This window comes from Aquamicrobium defluvii (genome assembly GCF_004363725.1).
GTDB lineage: Bacteria > Pseudomonadota > Alphaproteobacteria > Rhizobiales > Rhizobiaceae > Mesorhizobium > Mesorhizobium defluvii.
On the sequence record NZ_SNZF01000029.1, the window covers coordinates 18161 to 38702 of the forward strand.

The window sequence follows — 20542 nt, forward strand, 5'->3', positions numbered from 1 at the left end:
AGTGGTCTGACCCCATGGGGTGGTCCGGTTTCAGTCTTAATGCATGATGGGCTTTTGGGCCATCGCCTGGGCAGGTGATGGCGCTGACCCGCATGCTGTCGCAGGCCAGATGATGGCCTCCGGCGCCGGCGGCTTGTAGCCGAGCGATGAGTGCGGCCGCTCGGTATTGTAGTAGCGTCGCCATGCCTCGATGATGACCTTGGCCTCGGCGAGGCTGTAGAAGATCTCACCGTTGAGCAGTTCGTCGCGCAGCTTGGAGTTGAAGCTCTCGCAATAGCCGTTCTCCCATGGGCTGCCCGGTTCGATGAACGCGGTCTTTGCCCCTACCGCGGCGATCCACTCCCGCACCGCCTTAGCGATGAACTCCGGACCGTTATCGGAACGAACATGGCCGGGCACACCGCGTAGGATGAACAGGTCGGACAGGAGGTCGATGACGTCGGTCGAGTTGAGCTTGCGATCGATGCGGATCGCCAGGCACTCCCGGGTGAACTCGTCGATGATGTTGAGCATGCGGAACTTCCTGCCATCGTGGGTCCGGCCCTCGACGAAGTCATAGGACCAGACATGGTTGGGGCGTTCGGGCCGGAGCCGGATGCACGATCCGTCATTCAGCCAGAGACGCCCTTTCTTCGGTTGCTTCTGGGGAACCTTCAGCCCCTCCCGCCGCCAGATGCGCTCGACGCGTTTGGCGTTGACCGTCCATCCCTCCGACCGCAGCATCGCCGTGATCCTGCGATAGCCATAGCGGCCATACCGGGAAGCGAGCCGGACGATGTCAGCGGTCAACGCCTCTTCACCTGCTCTGCCTCTGGGCTTCTTGCGCTGGGTCGAGCGGTGCTGACCGAGAACCTTGCAGGCAAAGCGCTCCGAGACGGACAACTTCGCCACGACATGATCGACACAGCGTCGACGACGGGCGGGGCTCAGAAGTTTCCCGAGGCAGCCTCTTTCAGGATCAGCTTCTCGAGCGTCAGGTCCGACACAGCCTTGCGCAGCCGGTTGTTCTCTTTCTCGAGCTCCTTCAACCGCTTCACCTGATCACCCTTCAGGCCGCCGAACTCCTTGCGCCACCGATAATACGTGAACTGCGTCACGCCGATCGTGCGAACCGCCTCGCCAACAGATTTTCCTTGCGACAGCAGAACATCGACCTGGCGAAGCTTCGCGACGATCTCTTCGGGTTTATGCTTCTTCTGGGGCATTCAAACGTCCTCTCAAACGGCTCAATAGCCTACTTCAGGGAGGACCACTTTTCAGGGGGCAGGCCACCGCGTCGAAGCAAAATGTCATTCGGATAGCCTTGTTGGGTTCTGTCATCGACCGTAACGGTGCGACGCCTTATTTAAGTTAAGATGCCAAACGTGGCGTTCTGCACTGAGGCAAAAAGCACCCAGGCGGCGTATGGCACGAACAGCCAAACTACTTAGCCAGAGAGCTGTTACGCCACCTTCCCACGCCTGCTCGCAGTATTCTTCGACACGCGTTTCTGAGCTTCCTCCTCCGCGCGAATAATATGACGACGGGCGGCACCGTGTCCGAGCCAGTCTCGAACTTCTGATTGATTGGTCAACGCATCCCCAATTGCTGAGAAGACGATGTTGCTAATCGCCTGCTGCTGCGTGCGGAGATGATCCTCCAACAGCTTGTGCCGGGTGATATAGCCGGAGTTCACTCCCGGGACCGAGTGATTCATCAGCATACGTGCGTCGAGCTCCGAGACACCCGCAGGGGTTGCTACAGTGCGATATGTCTGGCGCAATTCGTTACCCCACTTCGACAGCACCTCCCGGTCTTCCTTCTGTTCAACGAGATGGCCATCGGCACTATCGGCGGGAAACAGCCAATCCCTAGCTTCGAGCGGGTGGATGTACCGCCCAAAACGAATCACCCGCATGAGGCAGGAAATCATCTGGCGAGACAGAGGGATATCAAAGGCACGGTCTGCGCCGCCTTTCGGTCGAGGAATGTGAAGCACCCGACGTTTGAGATCCAGATGGACCAGTCGTGCCTCTTTAAGGGCTGCGGGCCGAGATGCAGAGAGCAGCGTGAACAGATGGAATTCGCGGCGGATCGGATTATCAAGCTTGGCAGCTTCGACAAACCATGCCTTGAGGTCGGCCAGGCCCATGCCGCTGTTCCGGCGCTTCTCATGATTCCAATCCACGCTGTCCACCGGATTGTCAGCGGGGAGATCGCGATTGGTCTTGCGAGCGTGATTGTAGATTGCACGAAATGTTCGCATACTCCCATTCGCGATATAAGGGCCGTTCTTTTCGGAGATGGCGTCGTGCTTGGTCGCAACCTGAGCGGGGTCTTCACCGAGTTGGATTAACGGCGTGTCCAGCCAATCTTCAAATACCCTCTCTACGTGGTCGCGATAGCTTTCGATTGTACGTTCGCTTCGGTTCTTTCGCTCCATGGCAAGTCGATAGCGCTTCCATGCCTCTCGCAGAGTGATTCCAGCCGACTTTAGATCTTCACCCGTAGCCTCGTCTGCTTTCAGGTCAGCGATCGTCGATGCCTTGGCCACGCGCTCATTGGACTTAGGATGCAGTCCACGGCTGATCTGGACGAGATACTCCTTTGCAATTGCACGCGCGGCGCGCGTGGAGAGTTCAGTCGTATCTCCAATCGCCAGTCGGAGAGTAGAAGCGCGCTTGCCCTGCTCACGAAGATCTCCCTGAATCATGAAGGTCTTTTTCTTGATACCCACCAAGAGAAAGAAGCCCTTGAGATCAGTGTCACGGACAATGTAGCGCCCCTTATCGGGTGCCGGGAGCCGGACGATTGCTTTGTCATTGAGTTGGATACGGAGGGTCGCCATAGCTACAGCCTCGCAATTTGAAACGGTTTTTGAAACGGTTTTCGCAAATCGGGTGATCTGAAGGGATATCTTCGACACGGTGCGTGATTATACGATAATTATCTGATTTTCAATATATTATCTTATCCCATGCAAAGTTAGGAGGGCAGGCGGATACTATGGCGAACGGATAGATTTGAACTACGAATCTGGGGGTCAGAGGTTCGAATCCTTTCGGGCGCGCCATTTAAATCAACTACTTAGTCGATATGCGCCGTTGCAAAATTTGCTCCTGCAACGGTTTTGGACGATTGGACACCCAATCGTATTGGATCGTAGGATTGGCGTTCACTCCGAGGGTTTCATCATGTGCAACGCCGCAGAGCGACTACAATGTCGACATCCCGATCTTATTGGGTGTTTGAAGAGCCTTTGAAGGGTGGCATTGGCGGAGGGTGGGACAGCCGCCACCACCGCTATGTACTGGAATTGCGCACAACGAAGGCGGAACAACTCATCCTGTCGGACCGACAATTCACTGGTGGAGATTGCACAGCCTGCAACTTTTCAAGCTACAATCATCTGCCCTCGATGATGAAGCGTCTACGCCACATGAGCTCAGCGAATTGCAGCACGATTCGGAAAGGCAGTAGATAGGCACTGTAACGTGGCAGGACATTTGCTGAGCATCAGCCGCCGGGGCAGAAACAGGAACAGCCGCTAATGGATGCCGACACCTTAACCCAGCCTAACCACGAAATCTTTGTACATATCCGCATCATCATCGGCATGATTCTGGGCCTCAGTGTTGCTCGGCTGGTGAGTGGTGCAACCCGTTTCATCCAGCATCCGGGCAAGGAAAGAATTTACCCCGTTCATTTCGCCTGGGTAATCCGCATCTTCCTGTTTATCATTCATTTCTGATGGTTCGAGTTCGCCCTGTCGCAAGCTCGCGTCTGGACCTTCGCGCTTTATTTCCTACTGATTTCCTATTCAATCGTGTTCGTGATGCTGGCCACCATGCTGTTTCCCGATGAAATCCGGGAGTACCGGGGTTTCCAGGATTATTTTAGCCAGAGGCGCGGCTGGTTCTATGCATTGCTGCTGGTGCTTTTTGTAGTCGACGTGATCGACACGCTGGTAAAGGGTGAGAAATATTATCACCATTATGGCATCGCCTATCCGATCCGGCAGACGTTACTGATCGCGGGGGCCGCCGGAGGTATGGCATTCCATTCACCTCGCTACGACGCTGCCTATGCCTTCTGCTCGCTTGTCGCGCAGGCCGTCTGGATCACAGTGCTTTTCAACGTTCTGGATTAGCCATTCCAGCAAAGGCGGTAAGGGGTCTTGCGCTAGGAACTGCACCTTGCATCCGCAAGGCCACCTTATTCATTACCGAAATAGCGTGTCCTGATTTCCGTGAGCCGCCCGCCTGCGCTGGTTGGTTCTTGAACGCAAGCACCTCCCAGTCAAGAAGCAGCGCGCCATAGCGCGTGCTCCCTGCTTACGGTCAACTGGGTGAAATTCGACATTCAGTCCGGCGCGTCAAAAACGGGGCCGGCCGGATTATAGTTGAACAGCTCTAGCCGCATATTGGTGAGGCTTCCACCGCGACACCGAAGAACCGTCAGGCTGGCGGTTCCGACTGGAATGATGCGATGCGGCGCAATATCCAGAAAGCCTTCAAGAAGAGCACGCACCACCCCACCATGCGCCACCACCAACAAGGTACCCGAGACTTTGCCCGCCAGATCCGATACAGCACATTTGGCTCTGTTCCGGAACTCGGCCCAACTCTCACCACCGGGCGGGGTTAAGGCGCCCGCGCGCCAGTTTGCATAGTCATCTCCACACTCGGCCTGAAGATCAGGGATCGCCCGGCCGGTCCAGTGGCCGACATCGTGCTCCCGCAGCCTGGCAAGCGGCTCGGCACCCTCAAAGCCAAGCAAGCCGGCTGTGTCGCGCGCACGCTGAAGATCCGAAGTCGCAACGAAATCGGGGGCAAGTGCCTGCACGGTCGCCCGCAACGCCAGGGCCTGTTCGCGTCCCCTTGGCGAAAGGTTGATATCGGCGTGGCCCTGCAGCCTTCGCACGGCATTCCATTCCGATTCACCGTGGCGAACAATAAGTAGGCGATCCATTACACCCGCTTCCCTTCATTATCAAAACATGCGGCAGGTTGGAGCGGCAGAAGAAAATGAACCTTGTCTCCAACCGAGAACCGAAAATCGCCATCCGTTACTGCTGTGAGCCGTAGCCCGTTCTTCGTGCCGGTAATCATGCTGCGACCGGCCAGCGGGCTGATCTCGGCGAAATCCATTTCAATGGAAGCCGGTCCAGGCCCGGAACAGACGCTTATATCTTCAGGGCGGAACATAAGGCGCCCGGTCCGGTTTCCTTTCCTGAGAGGATGCCCGGGTGGGATGAGGTCGGCATCCACCAGATTTGCCGGCGGCGTCCCCACAAATGTTGCAACGAAAGCACTCGAAGGCTCCGCTACGAGTTCGCTGGGACTCCCGAACTGTTCGATGCGCCCCTCGTTCAGGACCGCAACGTGGCTGGCCATGGTCATGGCTTCCACCTGATCATGCGTAACATAGACCGAAGTAGCGCTGGTAGCCCGGTGAATGCGCAGAAGCTCTGAGCGCATTTCTACCCGCAACTTGGCGTCGAGGTTCGACAGGGGCTCATCAAACAGGAGGATGCCGGGTCTGGGAGCGATCATACGCGCAATGGCGACGCGCTGTTGCTGCCCGCCGGAAATCTCGTTCGGAAAACGATTGCCAAGATTTTCGATTCCGAGAAGATTCAGCACCTCGCGAACCCGGTCGGCCCGCTCCTGCTTTCCCTGACCTGCCACTTTCAGCGGCCAATCGACATTGCCTGCGACTGTCATATGCGGCCACAGTGCATAGGACTGGAACACCAGCCCGGCATTGCGTTTCGCCGGCTCAATGGTCCAGTTGCCATCCCCGTCGGAAACGGTTTTTCCGTTGAACTCAATCGTTCCGCGTGTCGGGGTTTCGAGCCCGGCCAGCATTCGTAACATGGTTGATTTGCCGCAGCCGGATGGCCCCACAAGAACCATAAACGAACCGGCCGGAACTTCTAGGCTCACATTCTTTACGGCTTCAAAGCTGCCGAAGCGCCTGGACAGGGAATTAATCCTGATCATGTATTCAATCCTTCAGCCAGGGTTGCGATTTTGACTGGAGACGATTTGCAAACAGGGTCGCCGCGATCGAGATAACGAGCACTACGACGGTGATTGCATTTGCGAATTGCGGGAAACCTTCAGAGGCATAGCGATAGGCAAGCACCGAAAGGAGCGGCATCGCTGGCGTGAACAACAGCACCACGAGCGACAGATCGCGTATGATCTTGACGAACACGATCAGCGCACCGCTTGCAAGACCTCTTGCTGCCAGCGGCATCGTGATGGCAGCAAGCCTGCGTAATGTCCCTGCTCCGGTCATGCGAGCGCTCTCGTCAAGGTCACCTGAAACCTGCTGGATGACCGCGCGCCCGGTCTGAACGGAGAACGGCAGCAGATAGGCGGTGGCGGCGATCACCAGCAGAATGAAGGTTCCATAGAGCGCCGGAACGGGACCGAATCCCGCTCCGAACAGGGCGATATAGGCGGCACCGAAAGCAATTCCCGGAACCAGCAATGGCACAAGGGTAAGCTGGTTGATGGCAGCAGAAATAATACTGTCCCGATACCTTGCCAGTACGAAAGCGACCAGCAGACCGACTGCGGTTGTGGTGATCGCCACGGCAACGCCCAGCCCGACAGTGATTGCCGTCGCAGAAAGGATGCCGGGATTGTGCCAGATGCCCGGTTGCCCCTGAGCAATGGCGGCATTGGAACGCCCGATCCAGTAATGAAGGTTCCAGTCGGAAAACAACGCAGAGGACGAAGGCGCAAGCGACGACGCAAACAGGATCACGACAGGAACTATGGTCGTCAGAAAGCAGATCACGAAGGCAACGGCAAACAGCGGATATCTTGAAGCGCCAAGCTGGAACCGTTTGGACCTGCCTCCCTTCCCGGTCACCGTTGCATACGATCTCCTGCCCGAGATCATCCGGTTGCCAAGCCATAGAAAAACGGCGGAGACGAGGATCAGCAATATCGCCAGAACATATCCGCGCGCTGTCTGGCCGATGCCGATCATTCCAAACAAACGGGTAGCCAGCGTCTGCATCCGTACGGGCAGGCCAAGCAATGCCGGAACCGCAAAATTGGAAACGGCGCTGGCGAATGTCAGAGAGCCTGCAGCGACGACGGCAGGCAGAACCACCGGCAATACGATACCGGCAAGAATTCTGCTGCGTCGGGCCCCCGCAAGCTGCGCCGCCTCCACGAGATCGGAATTGATGGTGGCCAGCGCGGCTACGATCACTGTAAAGGCGAGCGAATAATAATGCGCAATCAGTACGATAAGAGTAGGCGCCATCCCCCACGCCAGCCAGTCGGGAACTGCGAAGCCAAGTCCTTCTATGAAACCTACATGCCCGCCAACGCGGGAATTCCGAAACAGCGACCCCCAGGCCAGAGCCGTGGCGAAGCTCGGGATCATGAACGGCAGCGTTGCCATCAGGCCGATTGTGCGGCGAAACGGGATGTCCGTCATGGCCACAAGCCATGCCAGAAAACCGCCGATGATCACGCAACCGGCTGCGGTCGCAAAACCCAGCAGCATCGTGTTCTGGAGAGGCCCCCAGAAGAGGTTGTAGGAGAGGCGCGAGAAAAGCACTTCATGCCAGGTGCCCGTTGCCTCGTCCGAGAAGGTAAATGCGAGAATCTTGAGCAGAGGCAATGCAACCAGAAGCGTGACAATACCAAGAGCTGCCAGTTTAATCGCAATACCGGGCCTGCCCGCGAGCGCGCGCCCGCGTGGCCACAATAAATTGCTGGTCATGAGCGGAAACCTATTTTCACATTCAGCTCCGGTATCCCGGCCGGACCGGGACACCGGAAGCATGACTACTGGAGCTGCAGGATGAGGTCGCCAATGTTCTGGCGCAGCTTTGCGGTGGCGGCCGTGGTCTGACCCCATGGGGTGGTCCGGTTTCAGTCTTAATGCATGATGGGCTTTTGGGCCATCGCCTGGGCAGGTGATGGCGCTGACCCGCATGCTGTCGCAGGCCAGATGATGGCCTCCGGCGCCGGCGGCTTGTAGCCGAGCGATGAGTGCGGCCGCTCGGTATTGTAGTAGCGTCGCCATGCCTCGATGATGACCTTGGCCTCGGCGAGGCTGTAGAAGATCTCACCGTTGAGCAGTTCGTCGCGCAGCTTGGAGTTGAAGCTCTCGCAATAGCCGTTCTCCCATGGGCTGCCCGGTTCGATGAACGCGGTCTTTGCCCCTACCGCGGCGATCCACTCCCGCACCGCCTTAGCGATGAACTCCGGACCGTTATCGGAACGAACATGGCCGGGCACACCGCGTAGGATGAACAGGTCGGACAGGAGGTCGATGACGTCGGTCGAGTTGAGCTTGCGATCGATGCGGATCGCCAGGCACTCCCGGGTGAACTCGTCGATGATGTTGAGCATGCGGAACTTCCTGCCATCGTGGGTCCGGCCCTCGACGAAGTCATAGGACCAGACATGGTTGGGGCGTTCGGGCCGGAGCCGGATGCACGATCCGTCATTCAGCCAGAGACGCCCTTTCTTCGGTTGCTTCTGGGGAACCTTCAGCCCCTCCCGCCGCCAGATGCGCTCGACGCGTTTGGCGTTGACCGTCCATCCCTCCGACCGCAGCATCGCCGTGATCCTGCGATAGCCATAGCGGCCATACCGGGAAGCGAGCCGGACGATGTCAGCGGTCAACGCCTCTTCACCTGCTCTGCCTCTGGGCTTCTTGCGCTGGGTCGAGCGGTGCTGACCGAGAACCTTGCAGGCAAAGCGCTCCGAGACGGACAACTTCGCCACGACATGATCGACACAGCGTCGACGACGGGCGGGGCTCAGAAGTTTCCCGAGGCAGCCTCTTTCAGGATCAGCTTCTCGAGCGTCAGGTCCGACACAGCCTTGCGCAGCCGGTTGTTCTCTTTCTCGAGCTCCTTCAACCGCTTCACCTGATCACCCTTCAGGCCGCCGAACTCCTTGCGCCACCGATAATACGTGAACTGCGTCACGCCGATCGTGCGAACCGCCTCGCCAACAGATTTTCCTTGCGACAGCAGAACATCGACCTGGCGAAGCTTCGCGACGATCTCTTCGGGTTTATGCTTCTTCTGGGGCATTCAAACGTCCTCTCAAACGGCTCAATAGCCTACTTCAGGGAGGACCACTTTTCAGGGGGCAGGCCACAACGAGTGGGAGGTCTTTTCCCAGTGGTTGCGTTTTTCTAGGCTCCCCTCCGGATCGACCAACACATCGGCGACGTTCTGGACGTCGCGCACCCCCCATTCGCCGCGCCGGACCTCGAGCAGCGGATTATAGGCGGCCGAGGTCGCATTGGTCGGATCGAAGAGCAGCACGCGACCATGCCGAGCGCGAAAGCCGCTGGTGAGCTACCAGTTCTCGCCCTTGATGTCATGGACGATGGCCGAGCCGGGCCAGGTCAGGAGCGAGGGTACGACGAGACCGAGACCCTTGCCCGATCGGGTCGGCGCGAAACAGAGGATGTGTTCGGGCCCGTCATGCCGCAGATAATCTTGGCTGTAGCGGCCGAGCACCACGCCGTCCTCGCCGAGCAGGCTGGCGTTTTCGATCTCGGGCCGCTCAGCCCATCGCGCTGAGCTATAGGTGTCGATGTCGCTCGCCTCGCGGGCCCGCATAACGGACAGCGTGATGGCGACGGCAATAGAGAGGAACCCGCCCGAGGCGGCGATCCTGGGCGGTGGTCTAGCAACGTCATCTTCGCCACCGGTGGCGGCGCTGACAGCCTGCCGGTTGGTCATCCGGTGCTCGACGCGCTGGTCCGGCTCGACATCCCACAGGCGCAATATGTCTTCGACCAGCTGTCCGGCGAGATCCATGCCTCGGCCCGCAGCACGCTGATCGAAGACAGCCGCTTCGTCCGCAATGCTGTCAACGACCGCTTGCGCGCCGCCTTCGGCGGCATCGGGTCTTCCAGCGGCAGCGTCGTCACCTATGTCGGCGGCAAGCCGGTCGCGGTGCCTGCGACCACCGATCGTCTTGCATTCTGGGGTCACGGCTTCGGATCGTGGGGCCACACCAACAGCGATGGGAAGCCGCGCGCCTCAACCGCTCCACCGGCGGCTTCCTCATGGGCACCGACGCTCCTGTCTTCGACACATGGCGCTTCGGTGCGGTTGCAGGCTACAGCCGAACCAGCTTCGACGCCAAGGATCGCTACTCGTCTGGTTCAAGCGATAACTACCATCTTGGTCTTTACGGCGCCTCGGCTTGGGGCGATCTTGCCTTCCGCACCGGCGCTGCCTACACTTAGCAAGACCTCTCGATCTCGCGCGGCGGGATCTTCCACGGCTTCGGTAACAATCTGAAGGGTAACTATAACGCGGCCACCGCCCAGATCTTCGGTGAGCTTGCCTATGTAAACCTGCATGCTGACGGCTTCCGCGAGACCGGCGGAGCTGCGGCCTTGACCAGCCCGTCGGCCAACATCTATGCGACCTTCACGACGCTCGACCTGTGCGCCTCGACCACTTTCGCCATGGGCGCCAACACGCTGCCGGCCAAGGGCAGGGTCGGCTGGCGGCACGCCTTCGGCGACATGACACCGGACGCGGCGATGCGCTTTGCCGGCGCCGGCAATCCCTTCACCGTCGGCGGGTTTCCGATCGCCCGCAACTCCGCGGTGATCGAAGCAGGCCTCGACTACGCGATCTCGCCCAACGCCACCCTCGGCCTCACCTATGGCCGTCAGTTCGGCTCCGGCAGCATCGACCACTCCGTCAAGGCCAACTTCAATGTCGTGTTCTGACTTCGACCCGAATCCGAAGCCCGCGCCCCTAGGCGCTGGTCTGCCCCCTGAAAAGTGGTCCTCCCTGAAGTAGGCTCTTGAGCTGTTGGAGAGGACATTGGAAGGTTGCTGTCGCAAACTCGTTGTCAACCATGGCGATGGCATGAATGTCTCCTGTTCCAGCGACCGCACAGCAGGACTACCGAGCGGTCGAAGTGACGTCCACTGAACATCGACGAGCACTCCCCTGAAATGAAAGTGCCCTCATGCTCCAGGTAACGTTACCGTGCGGATTGCGACAAAGCCCGATGGGTGATGTCGCAAACTCGGCGTCAAGGAAGACTGACGTATGTATGTCGCTGAGGCGATCATCGCCTGTGGCGGTGAAAGCCGGTCGCGTGATCGTTCACGGCGGAAGCTGAGGCCAATCCATATCCGAAAGAGCCAGTATCTGAACAACGGCATTGTGCAGGATCAGCGACGCATCCGATCCCTGCTCGGCTTTGGGTCGTGGGAGTTGCGCCGCTACGATCCTTTCAGGCATCGAGATCGTGCAGATGATGCGCAAATGGCAGGGGAAGTAGGCCTATAATCCAGCTATTTCGATACCAGATACCGGAGAGCATTAAGTCGACCGATTGACCTTAGGTGAATTCTGCAAAGCCGCGGTCAAGAACGATCACGTCACGTTCTTGCGAGATCGCACGAAATGAGGCGCTTTCGCCATCCTGCCAGACATGGGTCACGATCGTTTCGGCAGGAAAGACTGGACCGGTAAAACGGCATCCGAAAGCGCGCAGCCGCCGCTTGTCGTATTCGCAGGACGCCTTGATGATCGACGCGGCCGTGATGCCGAAACTGCAAAGACCATGCAAGATAGGTTTGTCGAAACCGGCGGAGCGGGCAAAATCAAGATCATAGTGGAGAGGATTCTTATCCCCATTGAGCCGGTAGAGTAGCGTTTGCTGCGGCAGAGTGGTCTGGGAAATCGAGATGTCGGGCGCTCGCGATGGCACAGAGGCAAGTTCGGGCGTTCTGCCGTCGACGCCACCGAAACCGCCATTACCCCGTGCAAAAATGGTCGAGTAAAGATCGGCCAGATGAATGTTGCGTTCGAGATCGTAAATTGAGGTGCGAACGAAAAGCAGCGCACCCTTGTCGCGTCCTTTGTCGAAAACCTTCTCGATGGTGACAACGCCCCGCAGGCGTCCGCAAGGGAGCGGTTCATCATGAAGGAAAACACGCTGCTCCCCATGCACGACGTGAGTAAGGTCGAGCCCCTCGCGTTCCAGCCATGTATCATCCCAGATGGCGACAGTAAGAAAAGTCGGGGAAACCCGCTGGCTGGCCTCCGTCGTGAAGATCAATTCGCGGGGGTCTGCGCTGGTGCCGAAGCCGGTGCTGAGCGCGTAGAGCGCTGCCTGGTCCGCAGTGTATCCATACACCTTGTCGCTAACGGTCTTTCCTTCAAGGTCCTGCATTTCATCCCTATGATTGACTTGCTGAAAATCTACGGCAATATAAACTAACGACAGTTAGTTTACAAGGTGGTAGCATGTTTCAGCGCTTGCTCATGAGGGGCACGACTTTTCGCAACCGGGTCTTGATGTCCCCGATGTGCATGTATGCGGCAGAAGACGGTTTTCCGGATCGATGGCACCTCGCCCATTATGGAGCACGGGCGGCAGGCGGGGTTGGCGGCATCATCGTCGAGGCGACCGCCGTCTCCCCTGAAGGACGGATCACGCCCGGCGATCTGGGGATTTGGAATGAGGCTCAGGTCAAGGCCCATGGCAACCTCGTCGACGTCATCGAGCGTGATGGTGCCGTGGCCGGTATTCAGCTTTCCCACGCGGGGCGACGTTCTGGTCGCACCCTGCCGTGGAATGGGAACCGGTACATTGCCGGGGAGGAATGGGGACCCCGAATTTCGGCGTCAGCGCTGGCTTATTCCGAGGCGAGCCCTGTTCCGCACGGTCTTAAGGAAAACGAGATCCGAGCCGTGATCGGCGAATTCGCGGCGGCTGCGCGGCGAGCCGCAATGGCGGGGTACCGACTGGTAGAGCTGCACTTCGCGCATGGCTACCTGCTCCACCAATTCATTTCGCCTCTCACCAATCATCGGTCTGATGGCTACGGGGTGGAAGAGGGAGTGCACACACGCCTGCCCGTAGAGATCGTCGAAGTCGTTCGTGATGCGGTAGGACCGGAGATCATTGTTTCGGTGCGTCTGTCTGTCGTCGACTGGATCGAAGGCGGTTTGCGTCTCGAACACTCTGTCAGGCTGTCAGCGGCACTGAAGAGTGCCGGTGCCGATATCATCGACGTGTCGAGCGGCGCGCTTGTGCCGGGCGAGAAAATCTCGCCGGAACCGGGTTATCATGCGCCCTTCGCACGTGCGATCCGTGAGGAAACTGGCGTGGCGACAGCAGTTGTCGGGCTGGTCACAGAGCCTCGCCAGGCCCAGGCGCATCTCGATGCAGGCGATGCCGACCTCATCTTGTTGGGGAGAGCGCTGCTGCGTGATCCTTATTGGGTGGCGAGAGAATTCGAGAACGCCGAAAACAAGGGCGATCTTTTCCCTCTGCCATATCGGCGCGCCCTCGCGGGCATGAAAACGCGTCGGGTCTGGTAGTTCCCTGAAAGGACAAAGGCAGCCTGTTTAGGGCTGCCTTTGTGACTTTCAGATTTCCACGTCGCTTTCGCTGGCCAGGTCAGCCCGTACCACGCGGTTGCGCAGTTTGCCGAGCCCGGACCCGCATACGACGACTTCGTCGTCTTCGCTGAGCCAGACAGGCGGGTTCCTGGCCATGCCGATGCCGCTCGGCGTCCCGGTAAGGATCACATCGCCGGCGTGCAGTGTCATGCCGAAGGAAAGCTCGGCTATGATCTGCGCCACTGTGAAGGCCATCTGGCGCGCCTGCGCGTTCTGGCGCAATTCACCGTTCACATATGATGTCAGCTCGACGTCAGGCAGATCGATTTCGTCGGGGGTGACGATGAAGGGGCCAAGAGGGGTGGAGGTGTCGATGCTCTTACCCTTCAGCCACTGGCCGCCATGGCGGCGCTGCAGATCGCGCTGCGAAATGTCGTTGGCCAAGGTGTAGCCGAATATGTGGTCCGGCGCGCGCCTGGTGGGAATGGAACGGCCGGTCTTGCCGATGATCACGGCAATCTCGGCTTCATAGTCCCATTTCGCGGAAATCCTCGGATCATAGGCGATGTCGTCCTCGGGGCCGATGATGGCATCGGGAGCCTTGGTGAAGAAGGTCGGTGCGCTCGGCCGCTCCACCTCCTGTCCGTCGCGCTTGCCGATGCCTTCCTCGAAGTGGTCCCAATAGTTCCAGCCGGTGCACAGGACGTCGCGCCGAAAACGGCGTATCGGTGCCAAAACTCGGACATCCGAAAGGGGCGTCGGTTCCGCTCCGCAAGCCGGAATGCCATTGCGGGCCAGGTCGACCATATCGCCCGCTTCCCGCGGGAACAGCCTGATCACAGGGCCCTCCACCATGCCCACCCGCTCCTCGCTTTTGTACAGGACGGTTGCCAGCTTCATTTCTCGCGGTCCTTCAGCGAATGGGTGAAAAAGTGGTGGGAACCATGATGCGGTTCTCCATCGAACGGATGAGGGGTGTGCATTCGGCCAGATAGGCTTGCCATTCCGATTCCTGCGCCAGAAGCGCGCGCCGCCGATCGCGCTCCGCGTGGCTTTCGTAGCCCCACAGGTGAACGAGCGTGCTCAGATCGCCGATCTCGGTGGTGAAATAGCCGAGCATCTGCCCCAGGACGCGGCTCTGCAACTGCATCGGCCCGTCCGAATAGATCGATAAGTATCTGCCAAGCTGGCCAGCCTGGATCGTGTAGATGCGTTCTTCGACAATCATGGTTTGGCGCCTCAGTTGTCGACCAGCAGACGGGCTGCTTCGATAGCGCTCATGCCTTTTTGCACGCCCTTGCTTCGCGCCAACTCGTTGCATGCTGAAATGACGCCGTCGTAATAGGTCGAATGGCCGTCTCCCATGCGCGCGCTCAGCGCGCTGACCGAAGCGCCTGCGATACCTGCATCGTCGGCAGCGGGCAGGGCCGCGATGCCGGACTCGTTTTTGCCGATGCCGCCGTCCGAGCAAATGAAGCCCCACACTCCGGAGCCGACGATGTAGTCGATGACGGAGCGGCCAGTATGACCAGCCGTGCACAGTACGTTGCGACCGGTGTCTTCCGGACGCCAGAATGCGATGGAATCCGTGCAGACGATCGAGCGTCCTGCTGCATTGGTATAGATGGTCTCGCGGTTTTCCTGGTCCGCGAACCGGTCGTCGCAGAGGTCGTCTGCAGCTTTGAGGATGGAAGCCGCTTCACGCGCGCTCATGCCTGGATTCAGGCCAAGCGACGTTGCACGGTCGTTGACACGGCTAATTATACCCGATGTGTAAAGATCGTTTCCATTGCCCATTTCCGCGGTCATGACGTCGACTGCGGCAGATGGAATGCCAAGCGCTTCATAGAAGGCGAGCCCAGCGATGCCCGCACCATCCTTGCCGATGGCGCAGTCGAGGCCGATAACCCCGCGCGGCTGGTGGCGCGCCACCATTCTGGCACACAACACGCCGCTGTAGGATGCGGCGGCGATCACGTCCTTGGAAGCGAGCGTGTCGCCATAAAAGTCGTTCACGAAGGTGGCGGAATCGAACGTGACAATGCGTCCTTGCACATCGTCCTCGACAATGCGGATTGAGCCATCGGCGAAATGGTCCTGCGAAGTCATATGTAGTCCCTCTGGTTAGAGAAGCGATTTTCCTGCAAGCGTTTGCCCGGCGATGTACCCGAAGGTCATTGCCGGCCCGAGGGTGATGCCACCGCCTGGGTAGTTGCCTCCCATGATGGAGGCCATGTCGTTGCCGACTGCATTCAGGCCTGGGATCGGCTGGCCGTCTTCGGCAAGCACCCGTGCATGTTCGTCTGTTTTCAAGCCCGCAAAAGTGCCGAGATCGCCGACGACGATGCGGATTGCGAAGAATGGACCCATTTCCAGCGGCGCAAGGCACGGGTTCGGCTCGTGATCGGCATCGCCCAGAAAACGATTATATGCCGAGCGGCCTCGTCCGAAATCGGGGTCTTCGCCGCCTGCGGCGGCGTGGTTGAAGCGCGCCACTGTGTCTGCAAGGCCATCTGCGTCGATGCCGGTGTGACGAGCAAGCTCCCTCAGGGTGCGGCCCCTAAGGAGATAGCCGGAACGCAGGTGATGTAAATGCGGGACCGGAAATGGCTTGACGAAGCCCATGCCATATTTCCGAAGTGCCTTCGCGTCGCAAATCAGCCAGGCTTCGACCGGCTGTCCCATTGCAGTGCACTCTCTGATCATAGCTTGACCGACATCGTGGTACGAATCGGCTTCGTTGACGAAGCGATGCCCGTTTTTGAGCACGGCTATGATGCCGGGCTTGTAGCGGTCGATCAGGTGAGGGAAACGGCCCTTTGTCCCATCCCGGTAGGGCACCTCCGAGACCGGAATCCAGGCGGCGGCGTTCGGAATGTCATCGACAGTGATGGCGCCGGCCTCATGCCCGAGCCTGATGCCGTCGCCGGTATTGCCTTGGGGAGCGGGGCTGAGGTGCTCGGTGCCGTTGGGAGCGTGGGGGAAGAGTCTGGATTTGCGCTCGACATCGTGAGGAAAGCCGCCACAGGCCAAAACCACGCCATTCCGCGCCAGGTAACGTCGGGGCCCGTCTGGAGTGTCGGCGACTACACCTGTGACGCGCCCGCCTTCACGCAGCAGCGCAACGGCGGCCTCGCCGACGTGGATCTTGACGCCGGACTCCAGGCAGGATTTTGCTAGCCGTGCGACCAGAGCATTTCCGTTCGTAAGACGTACGGCGCGGCCGTATCGGAGCATCTCGGCCCCATGGGCGAGAAGCCTGCGTATCACGTAGAAAAACGATGAAAGCGAAGTGGTGGCGCGGAAGAAATGCTGCACTTCCGCCGAGGCATTGAACATCATGCCGACAAAGGTGATCTCCTTTAGAGGCGGGCGCAGCAAGCTGAACGCTGCTCCCAGCTCGGTTCCCCTGATCGGTGCTGCGACGATGGATCGTCCGCCTTCCACGGCGCCGGGTGCGAAGGGGTGATAGTCGGGAAAGGCAGCATTCTGAACGAAACGCACGCTTGACTTGGCCTCGAAATAATCGACCATCTCCGGTCCGTGCTTCAGGAAGGCGGCGACGCGGGCTTCATCGAAGAAGTCGCCTGCCTGATCCTGAATATAGGTCCGCGCCTTTTCGGCGCTGTCGATCACGCCTTGCCTTGCATTGACCGGGTTTCCCGGTATCCAGAGAACGCCTCCCGAGCGGGCGGTTGTGCCGCCGAAATACCCCTCTTTTTCGAGTACATGCACGTTCAGCCCAGCGAGGCGCGCGCTCAGCGCAGCCGACAGCCCGCCGGCACCGCTTCCCAGCACGACGACATCGCATTCGACTTCGTTGGAAGCTGGCTCTTTCATGGGCTGCCTTCATCCCTTCGGTACCAGAACGTCGATCAAGCCATCGGTCTCGCTGTCGAGCGCCGTAGCGTTTGAGCAAGATGGGCCGGGCCGGGCATCTTGTGCTCTTCGGTCCAAACTCGCTGGATCCCCCCTCACAAACCGAAGTTTCTCGAGTTGGATACAAGAGCATCATTGACACAAAAAACTAACGAACGCTAGTATGTTTCGCGCGGCGGATAAACTTGAAATCCAAGGCTGGGAGATGAGCGTCGTTCGCGCGTCGACCTTTGTATCTTATTCAAGGAGGATGAGTGATCATGGACAAGGAAGTGAAGGCGGTCGTTACGCGCCACGGTCAGGAACACACCGGCACTGGCCAATCCGGCGGCTGCGTTCGTGTGTCGGGTGTCAGTCCGCAGCACACGCCGGCAACCAAAATCTGGTTCGGCCGTGTCTCGAACGAACCAGGATATCGTTCCCTGCCGCATCATCATGGCGATGCCGAAACGGGGGGCTACGTCCTGAAAGGCAAGGGACGCATCTATTACGGCGAAGACTACAAGGAGCATGTCGACATGGGAGAAGGCGACTTCGTCTTTGTGCCGCCGAATTGGCCGCATGTGGAAGTCAACATGTCGACCACAGAGGATCTGGTCTGGCTCACCTGCCGCACGCCCGACAATATCGTCGTGAACCTGCCCGACGTGCCGGACGAAAGCCTCGAGGGCTATCGTCGCGCATCTGAGTGAATTCTGTCGGTCGAGCATTGACGCCTCAAATCGCGGCGGCGGGATCAAGGTGTTTCGGCCCTATTCCGCGCCGCCGCTGAAGCCTGAAGTATCTTCCCGTGAGTGGAAAGGGTGCGTCATTCTGCTCGCAGGGCCGCGGATCGAGGGGCGATGCCCTGGAGGGCGGAAGAGGGTGGGCTACGCCTTCTTTGATCCTTGGCCTTCCTGTCGTGTTTCGTCGAGAATGCCGAGCATCCGGAAGATCAGTTGTGCATAGGTATGGCTAATGTCCGCGCGTCCGAGGCGCCCATTCTGCCTGTACCATGTGGCTATATCGTTAAGGGCGCCGAAAATGGCGTTGGTGACGAGCCGCATGTCAATAATGTTGAATTCGCCACGTTCCCGGCCTTCCTGCAGGATGTCTTCCAGGATGGCCTGGTACTGGGTGCGCAGGCGGATAATTTCCTGATTGTGCGACTTGGAAAGGTTGCGGCGCTCCATATTGCCAATGAAGACTTCCTTACGTCGAGTGGTGTGGAACTCTATGTGCACTTCGACGAAGGTGCGGAGGCGATTGCGCGGGCCTTCTATGCCGTCGAGGCGCTTCTCCATCTCCTGAAGCAATTCGATCTGGATGGTAGAGAGCAGATCGAAAAGCAGTTGCTCCTTGTTTTCGATGTGATTGTAAAGCGAAGCGGCTTTGATGCCGATTCGGTCTGCGAGGCTGCGCAGCGTTACCGCGTGATACCCGAGTTCCTGCATCATATCTATCGCATGGAGGCGTAGCGCTTCGGGGGTGGGAAGCGACTTCGTGCGCCGCGGCGCCTTTTCCGTTTTCGAGACCATTTTTCTTCCCCCGTTCGACAAGGTGCTCCGCGAGACAGGCTCGCTCTGCCGCGAAGGTCGGATTTTGACGTTGAGCCGACAACATACTAACAAACAGCCGTGTGTTCCAATTCAAATTTTCCAATGAAGCTACACTTGCAAAGCTAACAAACAACCGTTAGTATTAGATTGGACAAACGGAGTGTGAAGATGGCTGCTCACAGACGAGCTTTTATTGCCGGTGTTTTCGAGCATCCGACGCGCAAGGCGGTGAACAAGTCGCTTGGACAACTGCACCGTGAGGTCGCGGCTGGGGCGCTGGCCGACGCCGGGCTGACGCGTGCCGACGTGGATGGCTACTTCGTGGCCGGTGACAACACCAATCTCTATCCATTGTCGTTCATCGATTATCTCGGTCTGCGCCCGAAGGTGATTGGCGCGACCGATACGGGAGGTTCGGCCTATGTCACACATGTCGGTCAAGCGATCGAGGCGATAGAAGCGGGCAAATGCGAGGTTGCCCTGATCACTCTGGCTGGCAAGCCGCGCACCGGCGGCGCTGCGGCCGATCCCGTTCCCGACTGGCCGCTCCCTGATGTGCCATTCGAGCAGCCATTCGGCAGGGCGGTGATCAACACCTATGCCATGTGTGCCGCGCGTCATGCCTATGAATATGGCACCACGAGCGAGCAGCTTGCCTGGGTGAAGGTCGCCTTCTCGCATCATGCTCAACACAATCCCAACGCGATGCTCAGGAATGTGGTGACGGTCGACGAGGTCTTGGAATCGCCGATGATCGCCGATCCCTTGCATCGCCTTGATTGCTGCGTGGTTTCAGATGGTGGCGGCGCCATCGTTGTTGTAAGTGAGGCCGTCGCCAAGGCGCTCGCGCGACCCCTCGTTGCAGTGCGCGGCTACGGCGATGCCGTCAAGCACCAGGCTGGCGGTAAGGTCGACCTGACCTATACGGCCACCCGCTGGTCGGCAGCCGTCGCCTATGAGGAGGCCGGCGTCACGGCGGCGGATATCCGCTATGCGTCGGTCTATGACAGCTTCACCATCACCGTGCTTGAGCAGATCGAGGATCTGGGCTTTGCCGAAAAGGGCAAAGGGGGTGCATTTGTTGCCGACGGCGGTCTCATCAGTGGCGTAGGCCGGCTTGCGGTGAATACGGACGGTGGTGGCCTTTGCAACAATCATCCTGCAAACCGTGGCGGCATGACCAAGATCATCGAGGCCGTGCGTCAGCTCCGCGGCGAAGCGCATCCTGCAGTGCAGGTGCCGGGACTTGAACTGGCGCTCGTCAACGCCACCGGCGGCTGGCTGGGGACGCGCCATGCGGCGGCAACCATGATCCTGGAGACCAAGTAATGTCCGACTATCTGAGCCATCCCGCCGTCAATCCGGAAACCCTCGAGTTCTGGAAAGCGATTGGGCAAGGCAAGCTTCTGATCAAGGGCTGCCGGGCCTGCAACGAGGCGCACTTCTATCCGCGGGCGCATTGTCCGCATTGCGATGCCGATGAAACTCATTGGGTGGAGGCGTCGGGTCGTGGTAGCATTTATTCGTTCACTGTTATGCGTCGTGAAAATCCGCAGCGTGTCGTAGCTTACGTCGCGCTTGAGGAGGGGCCGACGATTTTCACCAATATCGTCGGCGCCGATCCTGCCGATGTCAGGATCGGCGCCCCGGTTCATTTGCAGGTGAGCCAAAGCCAAGAGGGGCTGCCTGTCCCCACATTTGCGATGTAGGTACCAAGGCCGTCGCCCGGTCGGGTCGACGGCCACATTTGGAGCGAGCCGAA

General features: G+C 59.0%; 18 protein-coding genes and 2 pseudogenes. 7 read left to right on the forward strand and 13 right to left on the reverse strand.

Features of this window, described 5'->3' with window-relative positions; genetic code table 11:
• Positions 1–36: 36 nt before the first annotated feature.
• Positions 37–1205 (reverse strand): IS3 family transposase gene (locus DES43_RS18000; RefSeq protein WP_086006189.1). Its coding sequence is split into 2 segments (ribosomal slippage): positions 37–941 and positions 941–1205, totalling 1170 coding nucleotides; the frame shifts between segments, so codons are not numbered across the junction.
• A 236-nt stretch (positions 1206–1441) separates the two neighbouring features.
• Positions 1442–2827, reverse strand: coding sequence for an Arm DNA-binding domain-containing protein (locus tag DES43_RS18005; RefSeq protein WP_009452669.1), 1386 nt, complete (start codon positions 2825–2827; stop codon positions 1442–1444).
• Between the two features lie 702 nt (positions 2828–3529).
• On the opposite strand from DES43_RS18005, the gene DES43_RS22755 reads away from it, so the two are divergent.
• Both DES43_RS22755 and DES43_RS22760 read left to right on the forward strand, forming a co-directional pair.
• Complete coding sequence (locus tag DES43_RS22755; protein ID WP_198027533.1) at positions 3530–3730, forward strand: hypothetical protein; 201 nt, start codon at positions 3530–3532, stop codon at positions 3728–3730.
• An 84-nt stretch (positions 3731–3814) separates the two neighbouring features.
• Positions 3815–4129, forward strand: a complete 315-nt coding sequence (locus DES43_RS22760; protein ID WP_198027532.1) for a hypothetical protein — start codon at positions 3815–3817, stop codon at positions 4127–4129.
• 212 nt (positions 4130–4341) lie between these two features.
• On the opposite strand, the gene DES43_RS18015 is transcribed toward DES43_RS22760, so the two are convergent.
• From DES43_RS18015 to DES43_RS18035, 5 genes and pseudogenes are all read right to left on the reverse strand, one after another.
• Positions 4342–4950 (reverse strand): histidine phosphatase family protein, encoded by a 609-nt coding sequence (locus tag DES43_RS18015; RefSeq protein ID WP_035029355.1) that lies wholly within the window; start codon positions 4948–4950, stop codon positions 4342–4344.
• The gene (locus DES43_RS18020; RefSeq protein ID WP_035029353.1) at positions 4950–5984 is read right to left on the reverse strand and encodes an ABC transporter ATP-binding protein; all 1035 of its coding nucleotides are present in this window, start codon (positions 5982–5984) and stop codon (positions 4950–4952) included. Before DES43_RS18020 ends, DES43_RS18015 begins: the two co-directional genes overlap by 1 nt.
• Before the next feature lie 4 nt (positions 5985–5988).
• Positions 5989–7872, reverse strand: a complete 1884-nt coding sequence (locus tag DES43_RS18025; protein ID WP_425359072.1) for an ABC transporter permease — start codon at positions 7870–7872, stop codon at positions 5989–5991.
• 20 nt (positions 7873–7892) lie between these two features.
• Positions 7893–9061 (reverse strand): IS3 family transposase gene (locus tag DES43_RS18030; RefSeq protein ID WP_086006189.1). Its coding sequence is split into 2 segments (ribosomal slippage): positions 7893–8797 and positions 8797–9061, totalling 1170 coding nucleotides; the frame shifts between segments, so codons are not numbered across the junction.
• 66 nt (positions 9062–9127) lie between these two features.
• A pseudogene (locus DES43_RS18035) lies at positions 9128–9652 on the reverse strand (type IV secretory system conjugative DNA transfer family protein); the annotation flags it as partial.
• Positions 9653–9987: 335 nt separating this feature from the next.
• Between DES43_RS18035 and DES43_RS18045 the strand changes: the two are divergent.
• Positions 9988–10728, forward strand: a pseudogene (locus DES43_RS18045) (autotransporter outer membrane beta-barrel domain-containing protein).
• A gap of 623 nt (positions 10729–11351) precedes the next feature.
• On the opposite strand, the gene DES43_RS18050 reads toward DES43_RS18045, so the two are convergent.
• Positions 11352–12188: a MaoC family dehydratase gene (locus DES43_RS18050; protein WP_035029310.1), complete on the reverse strand. Its 837-nt coding sequence runs from the start codon at positions 12186–12188 to the stop codon at positions 11352–11354.
• 74 nt (positions 12189–12262) lie between these two features.
• On the opposite strand from DES43_RS18050, the gene DES43_RS18055 reads away from it, so the two are divergent.
• Complete coding sequence (locus DES43_RS18055) at positions 12263–13342, forward strand: oxidoreductase (RefSeq protein WP_035029308.1); 1080 nt, start codon at positions 12263–12265, stop codon at positions 13340–13342.
• A gap of 48 nt (positions 13343–13390) precedes the next feature.
• Here DES43_RS18055 and DES43_RS18060 read toward each other — a convergent pair whose 3' ends face one another.
• Genes DES43_RS18060 through DES43_RS18075 form a run of 4 tightly spaced genes read right to left on the reverse strand, consistent with a single transcriptional unit; the run spans position 13391 to position 17203 of the window.
• Positions 13391–14263 (reverse strand): fumarylacetoacetate hydrolase family protein, encoded by an 873-nt coding sequence (locus DES43_RS18060; RefSeq protein ID WP_133675898.1) that lies wholly within the window; start codon positions 14261–14263, stop codon positions 13391–13393.
• 13 nt (positions 14264–14276) lie between these two features.
• Entirely contained in the window at positions 14277–14591 is a 315-nt protein-coding gene (locus DES43_RS18065) for an NIPSNAP family protein (RefSeq protein ID WP_035029302.1), read from the reverse strand.
• 11 nt (positions 14592–14602) lie between these two features.
• Positions 14603–15472: a hypothetical protein gene (locus DES43_RS18070; protein ID WP_035029299.1), complete on the reverse strand. Its 870-nt coding sequence runs from the start codon at positions 15470–15472 to the stop codon at positions 14603–14605.
• A 15-nt stretch (positions 15473–15487) separates the two neighbouring features.
• A complete protein-coding gene (locus DES43_RS18075; protein WP_035029296.1) occupies positions 15488–17203 on the reverse strand; it encodes an FAD-dependent oxidoreductase in 1716 nt (571 codons plus the stop codon).
• A 299-nt stretch (positions 17204–17502) separates the two neighbouring features.
• Here DES43_RS18075 and DES43_RS18080 point away from each other — a divergent pair, with 299 nt between their 5' ends.
• Entirely contained in the window at positions 17503–17934 is a 432-nt protein-coding gene (locus DES43_RS18080; protein WP_035029293.1) for a cupin domain-containing protein, read from the forward strand.
• 177 nt (positions 17935–18111) lie between these two features.
• On the opposite strand, the gene DES43_RS18085 is transcribed toward DES43_RS18080, so the two are convergent.
• Positions 18112–18759 carry a TetR/AcrR family transcriptional regulator gene (locus tag DES43_RS18085; protein WP_035029290.1) on the reverse strand — a complete coding sequence of 216 codons (648 nt, stop codon included), beginning with the start codon at positions 18757–18759 and terminating at the stop codon, positions 18112–18114.
• Positions 18760–18948: 189 nt separating this feature from the next.
• On the opposite strand from DES43_RS18085, the gene DES43_RS18090 reads away from it, so the two are divergent.
• Both DES43_RS18090 and DES43_RS18095 read left to right on the forward strand, forming a co-directional pair.
• Entirely contained in the window at positions 18949–20109 is a 1161-nt protein-coding gene (locus DES43_RS18090; protein WP_035029286.1) for a thiolase domain-containing protein, read from the forward strand.
• Positions 20109–20489 carry a Zn-ribbon domain-containing OB-fold protein gene (locus tag DES43_RS18095; RefSeq protein ID WP_035029283.1) on the forward strand — a complete coding sequence of 127 codons (381 nt, stop codon included), beginning with the start codon at positions 20109–20111 and terminating at the stop codon, positions 20487–20489. Before DES43_RS18090 ends, DES43_RS18095 begins: the two co-directional genes overlap by 1 nt.
• The last annotated feature ends 53 nt before the right edge of the window (positions 20490–20542 follow it).